Raw genomic sequence first — 15,582 nt, 5'->3', positions numbered from 1 at the left:
CAAAATCGCAGCGCCAAATTCAGTGCGCATAACCCGCCACAAGCGCCAATACCGCGAGAGCGGTTTCGTCCTTGTCCGCGATCCGGACAGCGAAGCGGCGTCGGCTCTGAGAGGGGCGCGGCCCGGGTGCGGATCTTTGCGGATGGGTTCGGTCTCGAACACGCTTTGCCCGCAGTCGCAGTGAGTGTTCCGCGTCATCCAGATGGTGACACGGCAAAAGCCGCCCAGGCTTAGGTCCTGCCGAGGCAATTGATGGACGTTGCGCGGTGTTTCACTGTGGGAGGCGCTTTGGGGAGGCCTCGGTCTCGGGCGCATGAAAGCGGTCAGGCGCGGTAGGCAGGCAGCGGGGCGCGGTCCTGAAGGGCGATGGTGCGGCGCAGCATCGTTTCGGTCAGCGCGGATTGCACGGATGCGGCCTGCGTTCTGTCATAGAGATTGTCGAGCTCCTGCGGGTCGGCGTGCAGATCATAGAGCTCGCCCCAGTCCTCGCCCTGCCGCAGCGACATGCGGTAGCGGTCGGTCACCATGGTGCGCACCCGCTGCGGCCGCTCGAACCCGGTCATGCTGCGCTGGCTGTCCTCTTCGACGAGGATCGCGGGCGGCGGCTCGCTGGCCATGAGATCGCGGCCCTGCAGCCCGTTGAAAGGCTGGATCCCTGCGCGCGCCAGCACCGTGGCGGAGATGTCGATGGAGGAGCCCAGATCGCCGCGCTGCGTGGTCTGCGCCGGGCGCGTCGGGTCCTGCCAGATAAACGGCACCCGGATCAGCCCCTGGTAATGCAGCAGCAGCTTCAGCATCAGCCCGTGATCGCCCATGTAGTCCCCGTGATCAGAGGTGAAGATGACCACCGTATTCTCCGCCAGCCCGAGCGCGTTCAGCTGCTCCAGCACCCGCCCGATGGCATCGTCGATCATGGTGATCATGCCGTAGGTGAGCGCGATGATGGCGCGGGCCTCGTCTTCGGTCACCGCAAAGGGGTTCTGGTTGTCTCGCGGATCGGTCCCCGCGGCAAAAGCGGCCCGCATGGCGCGGATGGGCGGCAGATCGCCTTTGCCAAAGGAGGCGGGCAGGTCGATGGCGGCAGGGTCGTACATATCCCAGTAGCGGCCCGGCGGCGTGAAAGGGTGATGCGGGTCGGGAAAGGACATCTGCAGGAAAAACGGCTGATCCTCCGCCGCGCGGGCACGGAGCCACTCCTGTGACTGTTGCGCGATCCAGCTGGTGGAATAGAGCGCCTCCGGCACGGCGGTGCGCCAGGCCTGCGGCGCGTTGATGCGGTTGTCGGGCAGCGCGTTGTCGGGACCCACAAGGCTGTCGAAATCAGGGTGTTGGTCGCGCGCCCAGAGCAGGTAGTCGCCCGAGGCCTGATCGGCGTGATCGGCGGCGACCTGCACGTGCTCGAACCCGTAGAAATCGCCCTGCAGACGCTCGGCCAGCGGGCGGTCCCATTTGGGCGCGATCTCCAGATCATACTCGGGCGTGTGGCGGTTGTTCTTGTAGGCATCGCGCAGGTGGGGCGCGGGGGCGGTCATGCCGGGCGCAGGCTCGAACCGGTTGGTGGCGGGCAGGCCGGTGAAGCTTTGCAGGTGCGATTTGCCGATGAGCCCGGTGCTGTAGCCCGCATCGCGCAGCAGCTCCACAAAGGTGGTGTGATCGCGTGACAGCGGGATGCCGTTGTGCCGCGCGCCATGCACCGAGCACATGCGCCCCGTCATGATGGAGGCGCGGTTGGGCATGCAGATGGGGTTGGCGACGTAGAACCTGTCCCACCGGGTCCCCCCTGCGGCGAGCCCGTCGATATTGGGGGTGCGGACGGTGGTGTTGCCGTAGCAGCCCAGATGGTCCGCGCGGTGCTGGTCGGTGATGATGAAGAGGAAGTTGGGACGTTTGGTCATGACGCGGGCTCTGGACTGGGGCGGCGCGCGGCGCGCAGATCAAACGCGATCAGGCCGAGGCCCGCGGCGATGGCAGGCAGATGCACGGCGGGGCTGAGCGCCAGGCAGGCAAAGGCGACGGCAAAGCGCAGCGCGATCTCCGCCCAGCTGAGCTTGCGGCGGTCAAAGCCGGACAGCGCCGAGGAAAAGAGCCAGATGCACAGTCCCGTGCGCAGGATGATCCAGAGGAAGGGCAGCAGGCTGAAGGTCTCGATGATCAGGATGGTGGGGTAGAAGGCAAAGATGAAGGGGATGATGAATTTCGCGATCCCCAGCCGGAAGGACATCAGCGCCGTCATAAAGGGGGTTGGCCCCGGCGATGGGAGCCGCGGCATAGGCCGCGATGGCCACGGGCGGGGTCAGCGACGAGGCGACGCCGTAGTAGAAGACGAACATATGCGCCGTGAGCATCGACACGCCGAGCGCCTGAATGGCCGGCCCCATCACCAGGATGATGATCAGGTAGGCGGGCAGGGTGGGCATCCCCATCCCGAGGATGAGCGCGCCGATCATGGCGACCAGCAGCGCGGAGAACAGGCTCTCGCCCCGGATCTCTGAAATGACGCTGGCCAGTTTCAGCCCCAGCCCGGTGGAATCGAGCGAGCCGACCAGAATCCCGATGGCCGCGATGGCGATGAGCAGCGTCGCCCCGGATTCCGCACCCTTGAGAAATGACCGCCAGACCCGCAGGGGATCGCGCCGGACCTCGGGGTTGATACCACAGAGCGCCAGCAGCACGACCACCGCGTAAAACCCCGCAGCGGAGGTCGACAACCCCGCCAGCAGTGAGCCGATGACCACCGCGATGGGCCCCGCGAAAAGCACGGAGTTGATCACGTCGGTGCGGGTGATGCGGTCATCTAGCGTCAGGGGCTGGACCTCGATGCCCTGCCGGCGGGCTTCGATGGTCACGGCGGCAAAAAGGCTGAAGTAGTAAAAGAGCGCAGGCAACAGCGCCGCCACGATGATGTTGAGATAGCCGACACCTGTCAGATCGGCCATGACCAGCGCCGCAGCCCCCATGATGGGCGGCATGATCTGCCCGCCCGAGGAGGCGGTTGCCTCGATCCCCGCCGCGAAGGTCGGGGAGAAGCCGCGTTTCTTGATCATCGGGATGGTGAACGTCCCGGTCCCGACGATATTCGCGACCGTGGATCCCGACATGGTGCCGAACATCGAGGAGGCGAGGATCGCTGCGTGCGCCGGGCCGCCCCGGGTCCTGCGGGTGGCGAGAAAGGCGAACTTCAGCAGCGTATCGCCCGCGCCCGTCCCTTCCAGCAGCACGCCGAAGATGATGAAGATGAAGACCGTGCTGAGCACGATGTTGGTGATGGAGCCAAAGACGCCCTTGTTTGTATTGTACCACAGCGCCTCGGCCACTTCCTTGAGCGAAAACCCGGTGTGGGCCATGATCCCCGGCAGATCCTGACCGTAAAGCAGGTAGAGCACGCCGAAAGCGCCGATGCCAAAGAGCCCCCAGCCCCACAACCTGCGACAAAGCTCCAGAAACACCAACAGCCCGGCCAGCGCGGGCCAGGCATCGCGGGTGCTCACATCGTAGAGCGCCGTTTCCATCTGTGTCTGAACGAAGTGAAACGACCAGATGGACCAGAGGCCCGCGAGCAGCAGCACCGCGTCGATGCCGATCTGCCGCGTGCCCACCGGTTTGCCCGCCGCGGCGCGCCGTTGCTGCGACACCGCGATGCCCACGACCAGTGCCAGCGCAAAGCCGCCCGCGCGGTGCAGCTTGGGGTCGATCAGACCGAGGCCGGAGCTGTAGAGCGTGATCCCCCCGAGCGCGACACAGGCCAGCGAGGCCGCGACTGCGAAAACCCGCGGGGCTTGGGAGGGGGCGACTTCGGTCATGACAGGGCGCTTTGCTTCACGCGAGGATCAGGAGCCGGGGCGCAGGGCATCGGGGATCTCGAACCCCGCTTCCTCGTAATAGCGCAGCGCGCCGGGATGCAGCGGCACGTTGACGGCGGTAAAGGCGGTCTCCGGCGTCACGTCCTTGAGAAAGAAGGCGGTGGCGTGGACATCGTCGAGGTTGTCCCAGAAGGCCTTTGTCGCGGCATAGACCACATCATCGGCCATGTCGGCATGGGTGCCCACGAACTGCGTGAACCCCAAGGCCGTGATCTCGCCCGATGTCAGTTGCCCCTGGTAGACGCCGCCATCGAAGGTCAGCATACCGCGGCCGGGTCTGCCAAAGAGCGCCTGCATCTCGTCGCTTTCCAGCTTGTCCTGCGGGATGGACAGCACCCGGAATTCACCCGACAGCCCGAAGCGTTCGATGTTGGCGGAGCCGATCTCTGCCGGGCGGACCATCATGTCGATCTTGCCATCGGCCAGGGCCGCGTAGCCTTCGCCCCAGCTGAGGCGTACGGCGGTGTAGTCTTCGCCAGGCACGTAGCCGGTGAGAATGCGGATCAGCGCCTCCGACGTGGCGGAGGCTGACCCCGCGGGTGGGCCGGTGAAGACGGTCTTGCCCTTGATGTCCTGCCAGCTTTCGATGCCAGAGCCTGCCAGCGTCACCGGATGATAGGCGCCTGCCTTGAAGCCAAGGATTGCGCGGAGGTTCTTGGCCAGTTCCGGAGCGGCGTCGATGTTTTCATACATCCGCTGTTGCCCGGCCATGAGGTTCACCAGCGAGGGCACGGTGGAGAAGAAGTCGATATCCCCCTTGGCGCCCTTGAGCATGGATTTGGTCAGGGTCTGGCCTGCGTTGACCTGGATCTGCACATCCGCCTTGCCCGCCTGATTGGAGAAGGCCACGAACATGGTGTGCACCGGGTCGCCGACGCCTGCGGTCTCTCCCTTGTAGATCTGCGCCAGCGCCAGCCCCGGCAGGGCAATGGCAAGGCACGCGGAAAGTGCCAACCGTTTCAGGTTGCTGCTGTTCATGACGATGTCCTCCCTCTTGTCATCGTGAGGGTATCAAAGGTGCTTCATCACGTATAATCAAGAAATAGATCTGATACATCGGGAATTGATATGAAACTGGACCCAAGACATCTGGCGCAGCTTTCGGTGATCGTCGAAACCGGGGCGTTTCAGGCCGCAGCCGACCGGCTGTCGCTGAGCCAGCCCGCGCTGAGCCGCAACATCCGCACGCTGGAGGACCGGCTGGGCGCGCCGCTCTTTGACCGGGACGGGCGCAGATCGGTCCCGAACGAGCTGGGCCGCAAGCTGGCGCGCAGCGGTCTGAGCATTCGCATCGCCGAGGAACAGGCAGGGCAGTTCGCATCGCTGGCCCAGACCGGGTCCGCGGGGCAGCTGCGCATCGGCGCGCCGCCGATTGTGTCGGGCCGGTTCCTGACCGATACGCTCAGCGGCTTTGTGGCGACACATCCCGAGTGCCGGGTGGAGATCCGCACCGGGCTGGTCCACGCGCTGCGCAGCATGCTGGAGCGCGGTCAGATCGACATTGTCTTTGGTCCGCAAGGGGCCAATGCCCCCGGCGCCGGGCTCAATTTCTTGCCGCTGATCGACGACAGGGTGGCGATACTCTGCCGACGCGATCATCCTCTGACCCGGGCGCAGGTGATCACAGCCCGGGATCTGGAAACGCAGCAATGGCTGGCGCATTCGCGGGGCAGCCTGCTGCGGCAGCAGACGGAGGCCGCGATGGTCGCCTCGGGCGTGCAGGACACCCAGATCGTCTGCGAGACCGATTCGATTCGCGCCGCACTGGAAATCGTCGCGGCGACGGACCTGATCTCCACCATGCCGGTGGAGACGACGCGGCCCTATCTGGAGGAGCGGCTGGTTTTTCTGGAGTTCGATCATCCCCAGTTTCACCGACCGCTGGGGGCGATCCAGCGCAGCAACACGCCCGCCAATCCGCTGGTGGAGGCGTTTCTGGCCGCACTTCAGGCTCGGCTCGCGGGCGCCGACGGGTAGCTTCAGGCCGCGGCGTCGGGCAACGGTGTGACCCCGGAGAGCGCATGCGCGGGCAGGGCTTCACACAGCTGCCGGGCGGTCAGACCCAACGCAGGATGCACCCAGTCGGCTGCGACGTCCACCAACGGGACCAGCACAAAGGCGCGTTCGTGCAGCCGCGGGTGCGGCAGGATCAACTGCTCCGGCGCGCGCGCCATCTGGTCGGCCAGCGGCAAGGACCGCCAGGCGGCGTGGGTCTGCGGATCGGGCAGCAGCATATCGTCCATCGCCAGCAGATCGAGGTCGAGTGTGCGCGCCGCCCACCGCTCCTGTCGGGTGCGCCCCATGCCTTCCTCAATCTCATGAAGCGCCGCGATCACCGCCCCCGGCGCCAGGGTCGTTTCCAGCGAAACGACCGCATTCACGAAGTCGGTACCGCTGCCCGGCGGGAAGGCCGGCGTCCGGTAGAGAGGGCTCTGCGCGCGAATCACTCCGACCCTCCGACCAAGCGCTGCGATGGCCGCCAGAACCGCCTGCGCCGGTGTTCCCTCCCGCGATGCACGATTTGACCCTAGGGCAACCAGAGCGATTGTCGGGTCCAGTGGCGGGTTTTTGCTGGATTCCGGCCCAGCGGAGACTTGCGGCACGGTGAAAAACCCCTATTTTTGAACTAATCGGTTCGCTGAATAAATAATCTAATTCGTTGGTGAGCACCAGCGACCGCCTCCTTTGGAAGGACCCAAAATGTTTTACAAGGACGAACGGCTCGCGCTGTTCATCGACGGCTCGAATCTGTACGCAGCCGCAAAGTCCCTGGGCTTTGATATCGACTACAAATTATTGCGTCAGGAATTCATGCGCCGGGGCAAGCTGTTGCGGGCGTTCTACTATACCGCGCTGCTGGAGAACGATGAGTATTCGCCGATCCGTCCGCTGGTCGACTGGCTGAACTACAACGGGTTCAGCATGGTGACGAAACCCGCCAAGGAATACACCGACAGCATGGGGCGCCGGAAGGTGAAGGGCAACATGGACATCGAGCTTGCCGTCGATGCGATGGAGCTGGCCCCGCGGGTCGATCATATCGTGCTCTTCTCCGGTGATGGCGATTTCCGGCCTCTTGTGGAAAGCCTGCAGCGCGCGGGTGTGCGCGTGTCGGTCGTCTCGACCATCCGCAGCCAGCCGCCGATGATCTCGGATGATCTGCGGCGACAGGCCGACAACTTCATCGAACTCGATGAGCTCAAAGAAGTGATCGGCCGCCCACCGCGTGAAGTACAGAACGCCGTCAACGCATGACACCGGGCGTGCGCGGTTGCCGCGCTGGACGCTGACGGCGCAAGGCGGTAGCAAAGGATCATCAGTTCCGGAGCACCGCCCATGACCAAACCGCCCCTGACATTGTATCTGGCAGCCCCCCGCGGGTTCTGCGCGGGCGTGGACCGCGCGATCAAGATCGTGGAGCTGGCGCTGGAGAAATGGGGCGCGCCCGTCTACGTGCGCCACGAGATCGTGCACAACAAGTTCGTGGTCGACGGGCTGCGCGACAAGGGCGCCGTTTTCGTGGATGAGCTGGATGACTGCCCCGACGACCGACCTGTGATCTTTTCCGCCCACGGTGTGCCCAAGGCGGTGCCTGCCGCCGCTGCCGCGCGCGAGATGGTCTATGTGGATGCCACCTGTCCGCTGGTCAGCAAGGTGCATATCGAGGCGCAGCGCCACGCGGACAACGGGCTTCAGATGATCATGATCGGTCACGCGGGCCACCCCGAGACCGTGGGCACCATGGGGCAGTTACCGGACGGTGACGTATTGTTGGTGGAGACACCGCAGGACGTCGCCACGATCACCGTGCGCGACCCCGAGCGGCTGGCCTATGTGACGCAGACCACGCTCAGCGTCGATGACACGGCCGAGGTTGTTGCCGCCTTGCAGGCCCGGTTCCCGGCCATCGTCGGCCCGCACAAGGAAGATATCTGTTACGCCACCACCAACCGGCAGGAAGCGGTCAAGGCGATGGCCCCCAAATGCGATGCGATGCTGGTCGTGGGGGCCCCCAACTCCAGCAACTCCAAACGGCTGGTCGAGGTGGGCGCGCGGGCGGGCTGCCAGTATGCCCAGCTGGTGCAGCGCGCGGACGACATCGACTGGCGCAGCCTCGAGGGCATCCGGTCCATCGGCATCACCGCAGGCGCTTCCGCCCCCGAAGTGCTGATCAACGAGGTGATCGGCGCCTTTGAAAACCGTTACGACGTCACCCGCGAGACGGTGGAGACGGCGGTGGAGAATGTCGAGTTCAAGGTGCCGCGCGTGCTGCGGGTACCGGCATGATCTCGCTCCAGTTTCTGGTGACGGCAGTTGTCGTCGTGCTCGCCCCCGGCACCGGGGTGATCTATACGCTGGCGCTTGGTCTGGGGCGCGGGCGGGCCGCGGCGGCCTGGGCTGCGTTGGGCTGTACCTTCGGGATTGTGCCGCATCTGGCGGCGGCAACGCTGGGGCTTGCGGCTGTGCTGCACACCTCGGCGCTGCTCTTCACGGTCGTGAAACTGGCTGGTGTGGCGTACCTGCTGTGGCTGGCGTGGCAGTCGCTCCGCTCTGACGGGGCGCTGGCGATTTCGGCGGAACGCAGTACGGAAAGCGGGTGGCGCATCGCGCGCCGCGGTGCGCTGATCAACATCCTGAACCCCAAGCTGTCGATCTTTTTCGTGGCGCTGTTGCCACCGTTCCTGTCGGGCAATCCGGCCACTGCCACGCTGGAGATGACGCTGCTGGGCGGGATCTTCATGGCGCTGACCTTTGTGGTCTTTGTGCTCTACGGTCTTTTTGCGGCACAGGCGCGCGCGTGGATCCTCGGCTCCGAGGCGGTGATGCGCTGGCTCAACCGCTCCTTCGCGGCGATTTTTGCGGCACTGGCGGGCCGTCTGGCGCTGGAGCGCGCGTGACCCGCGTCCCCACGGCACCGCTGATCCTTGGGCTGGCCGGGCTGATCCCCTTCGTTTGGGGAGCGGCGACCTACATAAATGAGCCGCTCGCGAACTGGGGGGCCACCACCTTTGGTCCGCGGTTTGTGGGACCTTACGTGCAGCTTTTCTACGGCTCGGTCATCCTGTCGTTCATGTCGGGCGTCCTGTGGGGCTTTGCCACGCGCACCTCGGGCGCGCGGGCGGCGACGGGCTACGCGCTGTCGGTGATCCCCGCACTCTGGGCATTCTTCATGACGGGGGGTGGGCCCACGACGGCGGGGATGAACCTGATCTTCGGGTTTCTGGGGCTGCTGGTGTTGGATTTCGCCTTTTGGCAGTGGGGACTGACCCCGCGCTGGTGGATGTCCCTGCGGGTGCTGCTGACAGCGATCGTGGTGATCTGTCTTGGCGTCGGGGTGTTGTTATGAGCGATGAAGAGACGTTGCGGGTCTACGCCCGGCGCGCAAGTGATTATGCGGAACGGTTTGCAGGCGGGAGCGACCAGAACCCTCAGCTGGAAGCTTTCATCGCGGCCTTGCCTGATGGCGGCACAGTGCTGGACATCGGGTGCGGTCCGGGCTTTTCGTCCTCGATCATGGCCGATGCGGGACTGCAAGTCACCGCAATGGATCCCGTTCCGGAGATGGTTGCGCTGGCCAGTCGCCATCCGCGCGTGACCACGCGGGTGGCGGGTTTCGACGATATCGGGGGCACCGACCTTTACGATGGCATCTGGGCCAATTTCTCGCTGCTGCACGCACCGCGACACGCCATGCCCGGACATCTGGCCGCGATTGCCGAGGCCCTGCGCCCCGGCGGCGTCTTCCACATCGGGATGAAGACCGGCGCGGGCGCGCAGCGCGACCCGATCGGGCGGCTTTATACCTATTACACGGATACTGAGCTGACCGGGCTTCTGGCAGACGTCGGGCTGAGCGTGACCGACCGCGCGACAGGGCGGGAAAAGGGGCTGGACGGGGTGGAGGCAGACTGGATCTGTCTGGCGGCGCGTGGCTGAGCTTTTCGCCTATACCGACGGCGCGTGCAGCGGCAATCCGGGCCCCGGTGGTTGGGGGGCGCTGTTGCGCGCGATGGACGGTGGGAACGTCATCAAGGAACGCGAGTTACAGGGGGGCGAGCCGCAAACCACCAATAACCGGATGGAACTGCTCGCCGCGATCAACGCGCTGGAATCGCTGAACCGTAGCAGCACGATCACCATCGTGACCGACAGCAACTACGTCAAAAACGGGATCACCTCGTGGATCCACGGCTGGAAGCGGAACGGCTGGAAGAATGCGGCCAAGAAACCCGTGGCCAACGCAGAGCTATGGCAGCGCCTGGATGCCGCACAGGCCCGGCATGAGGTGAGCTGGAAATGGGTGAAGGGCCACGCGGGCCACGCAGAGAACGAGCGCGCGGACGCTCTGGCACGGGCGGGCATGGCGCCTTACAAAAAGGCCAGGTCAGAGTGAGCACGAGGCGTCACAGCAGGGACCCGACCCATTGAGCATGATTGCCATTCTGGATTTCATGTCGGTCTTTGTCTTTGCCCTGACCGGCGCGCTGGTGGCCAGCCGTCAGCAGCTGGATGCGGTGGGGTTTGCCTTTGTGGCTTGCCTCACGGCGGTTGGTGGCGGCACGGTGCGCGATGTGCTGCTGGACCGCAACCCGGTCTTTTGGATCGCGGAGCCTGCATACATCGGCGTGGCCTGTGCTGCGGCGGCACTCGTCTTTTTCACGGCCCATATGATCGAGAGCCGTTTCAAGGCGCTGCTGTGGCTCGATAGCTTCGCGCTGGCGGTGGCCGTCGCAGCCGGGACCGGCGTGGCGCTGTCGCTGGACCAGCCGGTGCTGGTCACCGTGCTGATGGGCACCATCACGGGCTGCATGGGCGGATTGCTCCGCGATGTGGTGCTGGACGACGTCCCGCTGGTGCTGAAACAGGGCGAGCTATACGTCACCGCCGCCTTTGCCGGGGCGACCGTTGCAGCGCTGACGCAGGGGTATCTGCCGGATCCGTCGGTGGCGCTGATGCTATGCGCTGCCGTGACCTGGGCACTTCGGGCCGGCTCGCTCGCCTTCGGCTGGCAGCTCCCGGTCTATAGATCCCGCCCGCCCCGGCCCTGACCACCTGCGCGCAATTTAAAGCGTTTCGATTTTGACCCCAGACATCAGGTATCACTCTTTGCGTTCGACCAAAGGGAGAGGCCGCGAAGACGTGGCCCAAGCATAAGTCGAACCGCTTTAGGGAACCCCGCGCACGGTTGCACGTTGACCAAAGCGGCCTGATACGGCCTATGTCGGGGACAGTCACCATCAATCGCGATCGCATGCATAGCTTACTCCTCTTTCTCTTCTGGCTGACAGCGGCCGCCGTCGCATTCACTACGCTGGCACCGCTCACCTCACGCGCTGACTGGTGGATCCGGGGATGGGATTTTCCCCGCGTCCACATCGCGGTCGTGGCGCTTTTCGCAGCGGTGCTCGGGCTGTATCTGGCGCAGCTTTCGACACAGGCGGTGGCGGCGCTGATGATTGTTGCGGCGCTTTACCAAGGGTTCCGCATCTTCCCCTACACGCGCCTTGCAGAGCCCGAGATCACGCTGGCCAAATCCACCGCCGAGGGGGATCGCGTGTCCCTGCTGTCGTTCAACGTGCTGATGGAGAACGATCAATACGACCGGACGCTGGAAATGATCGCGCGCGAGGACCCGGATGTGCTGTTTCTGATGGAGACGGACGCCGCCTGGGTCGAGGCGCTGGAGCCTGCGCTGGCGACCTACGAGACGGTCGTGCGCCACCCGCTGCCCAATCACTACGGTATGGTTTTTGCGACCCGCCTGCCGGTTGTCGCGGCGGAAACGGTCTTTCTCAGCGATGACACCACCCCCGCACTGCTGGCGGAGATCGAAAGCCCGGGCGGCGCCTTTTTCTTTGTGGGGCTGCACCCGCGCCCCCCCGTGCCCGGCAGCGACACCGAGGAGCGTGATGCCCAGATACAGCGCGCTGCACAGATCGCGGATCGCAATCGGTTGCCGGTGGTGGCCATGGGGGATTTCAACGATGTCGCCTGGTCATGGACTGCGGAGCGGTTCAAGCACCACGGCAACTTCCTCGACCCCCGGGTGGGGCGTGGCATGCTGGCCAGTTTCGATGCGACCTCTTGGTTGATGCGCTTTCCCATCGACCAATTGTATGTCACCGAAGGTATTGATCTGGTGTCTTTCACCCGCACTGACCCGGTGGGGTCCGATCATTTTCCGATGCGGGCGGTGATAGCCGTTGGCGAAGGCGAGACGCGCTGAGAAAACCTCAACAGCGCCCGAACAACTGCGCAAAACCCTCCGCGCCATCGGCAGAGAAGGTGACGACGCGGCTCTCTGTGCAGACCGTGATCCAGCCGAGCGTTTCAAACCTGTGCAGAAAGGCGCGGCCCAGACTGCCCGCCAGATGAGAACGTCGTTCGCTCCAGTCCAGACACGCCCGGCAGAGCGGCGTGCGAGCGCTGCGCAAACCATCCAGATCAATGCCGAAGCCCTCAACGAAGCCGGTGCCTTTCGGGGTCAGACGTATCTCCTCGTCCTGCTGCAGCAGGTGGCCTTGGGTCAGCAGGCTGTCGAACATCCGTGTGCCCATGCTGCCCGCCAGATGCTTGTAACAGATCCGTGCCTGCCGCAGCCGCGCGTCCTTGGGACCCGGGCGGCGACGCGGTTGGCCACTGCCCGCAGCAAGCCCCATCAGCGCCTCCAACACTTGCGCGACCTCATCGCTCGCCAGGGCGAAATACTTGTGACGCCCGGATTTGCGCGGGCTCAATAACCCGCCCCCCGCGAGCTTTGACAAATGCGCGCTGGCCGTCTGCAAGGTCACGCCCGCCTCTGCCGCCAGTTCGCTGGCGGTCAGCGCCTGCCCGCCCATCAGCGCGGTGAGCATATTTGCGCGCGCAGGATCACCGATCAGGGACGCAACGTGAGAGATGTCGGGGCCTTCCTTCATACTTCGATGCTAGACGAAGCATTTACGCGGCACAATCGGATAGGATGGCGGAAAGCAAACCGCGAAAGGACCCCCGTCATGCTGACCTGCATCATCCGCTACCACATAGATCCTGCGAAGAAGGCCCAGTTCGAGCAGTACGCCCACAATTGGAACACGGCGATCCCGCGCTGCGGGGCGGATCTGATCGGCTATTACGCACCCCACGAAGGCTCCAGCACGCTGGCCTACGGGATTTACAATGTGGCCAGCCTGGCCGATTACGAGGCCTACCGCGCGCGCTTGGCCGCGGACCCGCTGGGGCGTGAGAATTACGCCTTTGCGCAGGAGGAAAAGTTTCTGTTGCGCGAGGATCGGACCTTTCTGACCCGCGTGACACCAGACAAAGGAGCAGGCATCCCGTGATCGCCGTCATATTCGAAGTGGAACCGGCCGAGGGCCGCAAGGAAGAGTATCTCGACATCGCGGCGGCCATGCGCCCGATGGTCGATGAGGTGGAGGGGTTCATCTCGGTCGAGCGGTTCCAGAGCCTGACGAACCCGCACAAGATCCTGTCGCTGTCCTTTTTCGAGGACGAGGCCGCCATCGACCGCTGGCGCAATCTGGCGGCTCACCGCGGTGCACAAAGCAAGGGGCGCAAGGGTGTGTTCGCAGACTACCGGTTGCGGATTGCTCATGTGATCCGGAACTACGGTATGTTCGACCGGGCCGAAGCACCCAAGGACAGCCGCTCGGTACACGATTGAAGGTCTGGAAACCTAAACGGTATCCGGCGCGCCACAGCCACCCGTCCGGATGGACTGCATGCGATTGAGGTGCGGGCCGTTGTCCCGGTGCGGCAGCGGGCATTCGCGATGATGTGGACGTTGCTAAGACGTAGCAATATCGCGGGATTGGGCGTTTGGAAAAGAAATTGGAACGGAGCGCGCATTTCCTGTGCGATCCGTCCCTTTGCCGCGTCGGGCAGTACGCCCGACGCCTTTCTATCCGGCCCGGAAAAGCTCCAACGCCCGGTCGCCCACTTTTTCAACCCGGCGCGTCCAACCCTTCCCAAAGACAGGAAACGTATCTAGCCCGCGGTAGAACTCCATCCGAAGCTCGCCGAAACGCCGGATGATATGTTCCGGATCCACGGCTTGAACGGCGGCCAAGGTAATCGGACCGATAACACCGTCGTCTTTAACACCGACGACCCGTTGCAGCGTTTTGGCAGAGCGCCCAGGCCCCGCGTTCACGCCAAAGTCAAAGACCACCAGATCAACGCCGTTCGGCAATTCATCGCAGCTCAATGCATTCCAATAGTTCGCGCGGTAGATCTGCTTGGCTTCTTCCTCCGTCAGATTTCGAACATCATTCACATCGATATCTGCGGGGCGCCGCCACGATTGAAGTGTATTGAATGTAATCCCCATATTCGTCGCACCACCGGGGTCTTTGGGGTGATCGACAAATCCGCCTTCCGCCTCAAGGATCGGCCCGATGCAGCGGGAGAAGTTTGTTTCATTTGCCAGCTTCCGGGTCTTCTCCACGGGTGCCGGCAAAATGCCCGCAAGCGGCGTCTCGATCGATATGGGTTGACTGGATGTTGCGACCTTCGCCACTTGTTCCAGCAACCGCTCTTCACGACGCTCTTCCGCTGCCACGCGCCGGGTATCGACGGTGAGACTGTTCAGGTCTTTCTGCTTTGAGCCCTGCGATGAGCCCAGCCAAAAGCTGATCACGGTCGCAAAAGCCGCTGTTAGCGCACCGATGACAATGTTGATGATCTGAAAGAGCCGCTCACCCTGCTCCGTGTCCAGATCCAGCGCAGGTATATCCTGAAGCAGCAGAATTCCGAGGATGGAAAAGAAGCCGAGAACGATAATCGTGGAGATGACAGGAGGTGCCCAGGCAAATCTGCTGCCGCTTGCTGCCAACTCCTCAAAGCCTCTGCGGGCATCGCGCACATCGGTCAGGCGCTCTTGAAGTTCGGTAAGATCCTGTTTTCGTTTCGCGCCCGCCGCTTCCATTTCGGCCTTGAAGCGGTCCATCGTTCGTGCGTGTGACGCTTCGATTTGCTTCAGCTCGAAATCCCGCTTCTCCTGCTGAGCGAGCTGCTCTGCTTCGCGCTTTCTCTCTAACGCTTCGCGTTCTTCTTGTTCTTCGGCGGCAGCAATCTCTGCCAGGCGAATCCTCAATTCGGCCTCGACCTTCGGGTCCTGATCAATTGCCGTGGTCGCATCGGACGGATCATCGGAATTGGTTGCCTTCTTGACGGCCCCTTCGATCGCACCGGAAAGTGCCTCGACTTTATCGTGATGCTTCCTGCTGAGAACCAGTTTCAATATCTCGGGAAAAACGCTCCCGGCAACGGCAATAAACGGACTCATAATGCGCGTCCTTCTCAATATATCTTCTTTAAAATATCAGAAGATATATCACAGTTTCACGGTTGGGTCACCTATTGAGGGAATTGCGGACATTCTTACCTTGCCCGAATGACACATCCTTTTTCGGTAAACCTTTGGCTGGCGGCAGATATTCGCAGCCGTATGCACCCCCGGAACAAGGCATTCCCGCACGCACCAAGACGCATTCGATACGAGCAGCTATTCGGCCAGCGAAGACATGATTGGTCTTACGCCTGAGAGAGATTCGATCCCGAAGCTATTTTGTGTTTGTCCCGGCACACCGCACAAAGGACCAAACCGCCCAATGCGTCATAAATGGCGATCCCTCAAGGACTCGAACCCTGAACCTGCTGATTAGAAGTCAGCTGCTCTATCCAGTTGAGCTAAGGGACCGCTGCCTCGCTTCATGCCGCA

The 15,582-nt window shown here is 63.5% G+C and carries 17 protein-coding genes and 1 tRNA gene; 11 read left to right on the top strand and 7 right to left on the bottom strand.

The annotated features are described in order from the left end of the window. Nucleotides 1–323: 323 nt before the first annotated feature. The 3 genes from Q1A53_RS08845 to Q1A53_RS08835 form a co-directional block, all read right to left on the bottom strand. On the bottom strand, nt 324–1,895 hold the full coding sequence (locus Q1A53_RS08845) for a sulfatase-like hydrolase/transferase (protein WP_299965257.1): 1,572 nt from the start codon (nt 1,893–1,895) through the stop codon (nt 324–326). A 162-nt stretch (nt 1,896–2,057) separates the two neighbouring features. Further along, nucleotides 2,058–3,800, bottom strand: coding sequence for a TRAP transporter fused permease subunit (locus tag Q1A53_RS08840; RefSeq protein WP_299965255.1), 1,743 nt, complete (start codon nt 3,798–3,800; stop codon nt 2,058–2,060). Nucleotides 3,801–3,827: 27 nt separating this feature from the next. Further along, nucleotides 3,828–4,838 (bottom strand): TAXI family TRAP transporter solute-binding subunit, encoded by a 1,011-nt coding sequence (locus Q1A53_RS08835; RefSeq protein WP_299965253.1) that lies wholly within the window; start codon nt 4,836–4,838, stop codon nt 3,828–3,830. A 90-nt stretch (nt 4,839–4,928) separates the two neighbouring features. Here Q1A53_RS08835 and Q1A53_RS08830 point away from each other — a divergent pair, with 90 nt between their 5' ends. After that, on the top strand, nt 4,929–5,837 hold the full coding sequence (locus Q1A53_RS08830; protein ID WP_299965250.1) for a LysR family transcriptional regulator: 909 nt from the start codon (nt 4,929–4,931) through the stop codon (nt 5,835–5,837). A gap of 2 nt (nt 5,838–5,839) precedes the next feature. On the opposite strand, the gene folK is transcribed toward Q1A53_RS08830, so the two are convergent. Then, on the bottom strand, nt 5,840–6,463 hold the full coding sequence (folK, locus tag Q1A53_RS08825) for a 2-amino-4-hydroxy-6-hydroxymethyldihydropteridine diphosphokinase (protein WP_366872522.1): 624 nt from the start codon (nt 6,461–6,463) through the stop codon (nt 5,840–5,842). Nucleotides 6,464–6,560: 97 nt separating this feature from the next. Here folK and Q1A53_RS08820 point away from each other — a divergent pair, with 97 nt between their 5' ends. From Q1A53_RS08820 to Q1A53_RS08785, 8 genes are all read left to right on the top strand, one after another. Further along, complete coding sequence (locus tag Q1A53_RS08820) at nt 6,561–7,115, top strand: NYN domain-containing protein (RefSeq protein WP_299965247.1); 555 nt, start codon at nt 6,561–6,563, stop codon at nt 7,113–7,115. An 81-nt stretch (nt 7,116–7,196) separates the two neighbouring features. Then, the gene (gene ispH / locus Q1A53_RS08815) at nt 7,197–8,147 is read left to right on the top strand and encodes a 4-hydroxy-3-methylbut-2-enyl diphosphate reductase (RefSeq protein WP_299965244.1); all 951 of its coding nucleotides are present in this window, start codon (nt 7,197–7,199) and stop codon (nt 8,145–8,147) included. After that, nucleotides 8,144–8,758, top strand: a complete 615-nt coding sequence (locus tag Q1A53_RS08810; protein WP_299965241.1) for a LysE family translocator — start codon at nt 8,144–8,146, stop codon at nt 8,756–8,758. The genes ispH and Q1A53_RS08810 overlap by 4 nt, the downstream gene beginning before the upstream one ends. Next, the gene (locus tag Q1A53_RS08805; protein ID WP_299965239.1) at nt 8,755–9,207 is read left to right on the top strand and encodes a DUF3429 domain-containing protein; all 453 of its coding nucleotides are present in this window, start codon (nt 8,755–8,757) and stop codon (nt 9,205–9,207) included. Before Q1A53_RS08810 ends, Q1A53_RS08805 begins: the two co-directional genes overlap by 4 nt. Continuing rightward, a complete protein-coding gene (locus Q1A53_RS08800) occupies nt 9,204–9,797 on the top strand; it encodes a class I SAM-dependent methyltransferase (protein ID WP_299965236.1) in 594 nt (197 codons plus the stop codon). Before Q1A53_RS08805 ends, Q1A53_RS08800 begins: the two co-directional genes overlap by 4 nt. Then, nucleotides 9,790–10,254, top strand: coding sequence for a ribonuclease HI (gene rnhA / locus Q1A53_RS08795; RefSeq protein WP_299965233.1), 465 nt, complete (start codon nt 9,790–9,792; stop codon nt 10,252–10,254). The genes Q1A53_RS08800 and rnhA overlap by 8 nt, the downstream gene beginning before the upstream one ends. 31 nt (nt 10,255–10,285) lie before the next feature. Next, on the top strand, nt 10,286–10,909 hold the full coding sequence (locus Q1A53_RS08790; RefSeq protein WP_299965230.1) for a trimeric intracellular cation channel family protein: 624 nt from the start codon (nt 10,286–10,288) through the stop codon (nt 10,907–10,909). Nucleotides 10,910–11,112: 203 nt separating this feature from the next. Then, entirely contained in the window at nt 11,113–12,087 is a 975-nt protein-coding gene (locus Q1A53_RS08785) for an endonuclease/exonuclease/phosphatase family protein (protein WP_299965227.1), read from the top strand. A 7-nt stretch (nt 12,088–12,094) separates the two neighbouring features. On the opposite strand, the gene Q1A53_RS08780 is transcribed toward Q1A53_RS08785, so the two are convergent. Continuing rightward, nucleotides 12,095–12,778: a winged helix-turn-helix domain-containing protein gene (locus tag Q1A53_RS08780; RefSeq protein ID WP_299965224.1), complete on the bottom strand. Its 684-nt coding sequence runs from the start codon at nt 12,776–12,778 to the stop codon at nt 12,095–12,097. 78 nt (nt 12,779–12,856) lie between these two features. On the opposite strand from Q1A53_RS08780, the gene Q1A53_RS08775 reads away from it, so the two are divergent. Together Q1A53_RS08775 and Q1A53_RS08770 are read left to right on the top strand one after the other, a co-directional pair. After that, complete coding sequence (locus tag Q1A53_RS08775) at nt 12,857–13,183, top strand: NIPSNAP family protein (protein WP_299965221.1); 327 nt, start codon at nt 12,857–12,859, stop codon at nt 13,181–13,183. Next, on the top strand, nt 13,180–13,524 hold the full coding sequence (locus tag Q1A53_RS08770) for an antibiotic biosynthesis monooxygenase (RefSeq protein WP_299965218.1): 345 nt from the start codon (nt 13,180–13,182) through the stop codon (nt 13,522–13,524). The genes Q1A53_RS08775 and Q1A53_RS08770 overlap by 4 nt, the downstream gene beginning before the upstream one ends. A 237-nt stretch (nt 13,525–13,761) precedes the next feature. On the opposite strand, the gene Q1A53_RS08765 is transcribed toward Q1A53_RS08770, so the two are convergent. Beyond that, on the bottom strand, nt 13,762–15,147 hold the full coding sequence (locus Q1A53_RS08765; RefSeq protein WP_299965215.1) for a glycosyl hydrolase 108 family protein: 1,386 nt from the start codon (nt 15,145–15,147) through the stop codon (nt 13,762–13,764). Between the two features lie 337 nt (nt 15,148–15,484). Next, a tRNA-Arg gene (locus Q1A53_RS08760) sits at nt 15,485–15,561 on the bottom strand. Nucleotides 15,562–15,582: the final 21 nt, after the last annotated feature.

Origin of the sequence: uncultured Roseobacter sp. (assembly GCF_947496515.1) — a bacterium.
Taxonomy (GTDB): domain Bacteria; phylum Pseudomonadota; class Alphaproteobacteria; order Rhodobacterales; family Rhodobacteraceae; genus Roseobacter.
This window is presented reverse-complemented; position numbering and strand designations above follow the sequence as displayed.

Coding starts and splice junctions, on each gene's coding strand:
- Q1A53_RS08845 (WP_299965257.1), bottom strand. CDS start 1,895: ATGACCAAACGTCCCAACTTCCTCTTCATCATCACCGACCAGCACCGC.
- Q1A53_RS08840 (WP_299965255.1), bottom strand. CDS start 3,800: ATGACCGAAGTCGCCCCCTCCCAAGCCCCGCGGGTTTTCGCAGTCGCG.
- Q1A53_RS08835 (WP_299965253.1), bottom strand. CDS start 4,838: ATGAACAGCAGCAACCTGAAACGGTTGGCACTTTCCGCGTGCCTTGCC.
- Q1A53_RS08830 (WP_299965250.1), top strand. CDS start 4,929: ATGAAACTGGACCCAAGACATCTGGCGCAGCTTTCGGTGATCGTCGAA.
- Q1A53_RS08820 (WP_299965247.1), top strand. CDS start 6,561: ATGTTTTACAAGGACGAACGGCTCGCGCTGTTCATCGACGGCTCGAAT.
- ispH (WP_299965244.1), top strand. CDS start 7,197: ATGACCAAACCGCCCCTGACATTGTATCTGGCAGCCCCCCGCGGGTTC.
- Q1A53_RS08810 (WP_299965241.1), top strand. CDS start 8,144: ATGATCTCGCTCCAGTTTCTGGTGACGGCAGTTGTCGTCGTGCTCGCC.
- Q1A53_RS08800 (WP_299965236.1), top strand. CDS start 9,204: ATGAGCGATGAAGAGACGTTGCGGGTCTACGCCCGGCGCGCAAGTGAT.
- Q1A53_RS08785 (WP_299965227.1), top strand. CDS start 11,113: ATGCATAGCTTACTCCTCTTTCTCTTCTGGCTGACAGCGGCCGCCGTC.
- Q1A53_RS08780 (WP_299965224.1), bottom strand. CDS start 12,778: ATGAAGGAAGGCCCCGACATCTCTCACGTTGCGTCCCTGATCGGTGAT.
- Q1A53_RS08775 (WP_299965221.1), top strand. CDS start 12,857: ATGCTGACCTGCATCATCCGCTACCACATAGATCCTGCGAAGAAGGCC.
- Q1A53_RS08765 (WP_299965215.1), bottom strand. CDS start 15,147: ATGAGTCCGTTTATTGCCGTTGCCGGGAGCGTTTTTCCCGAGATATTG.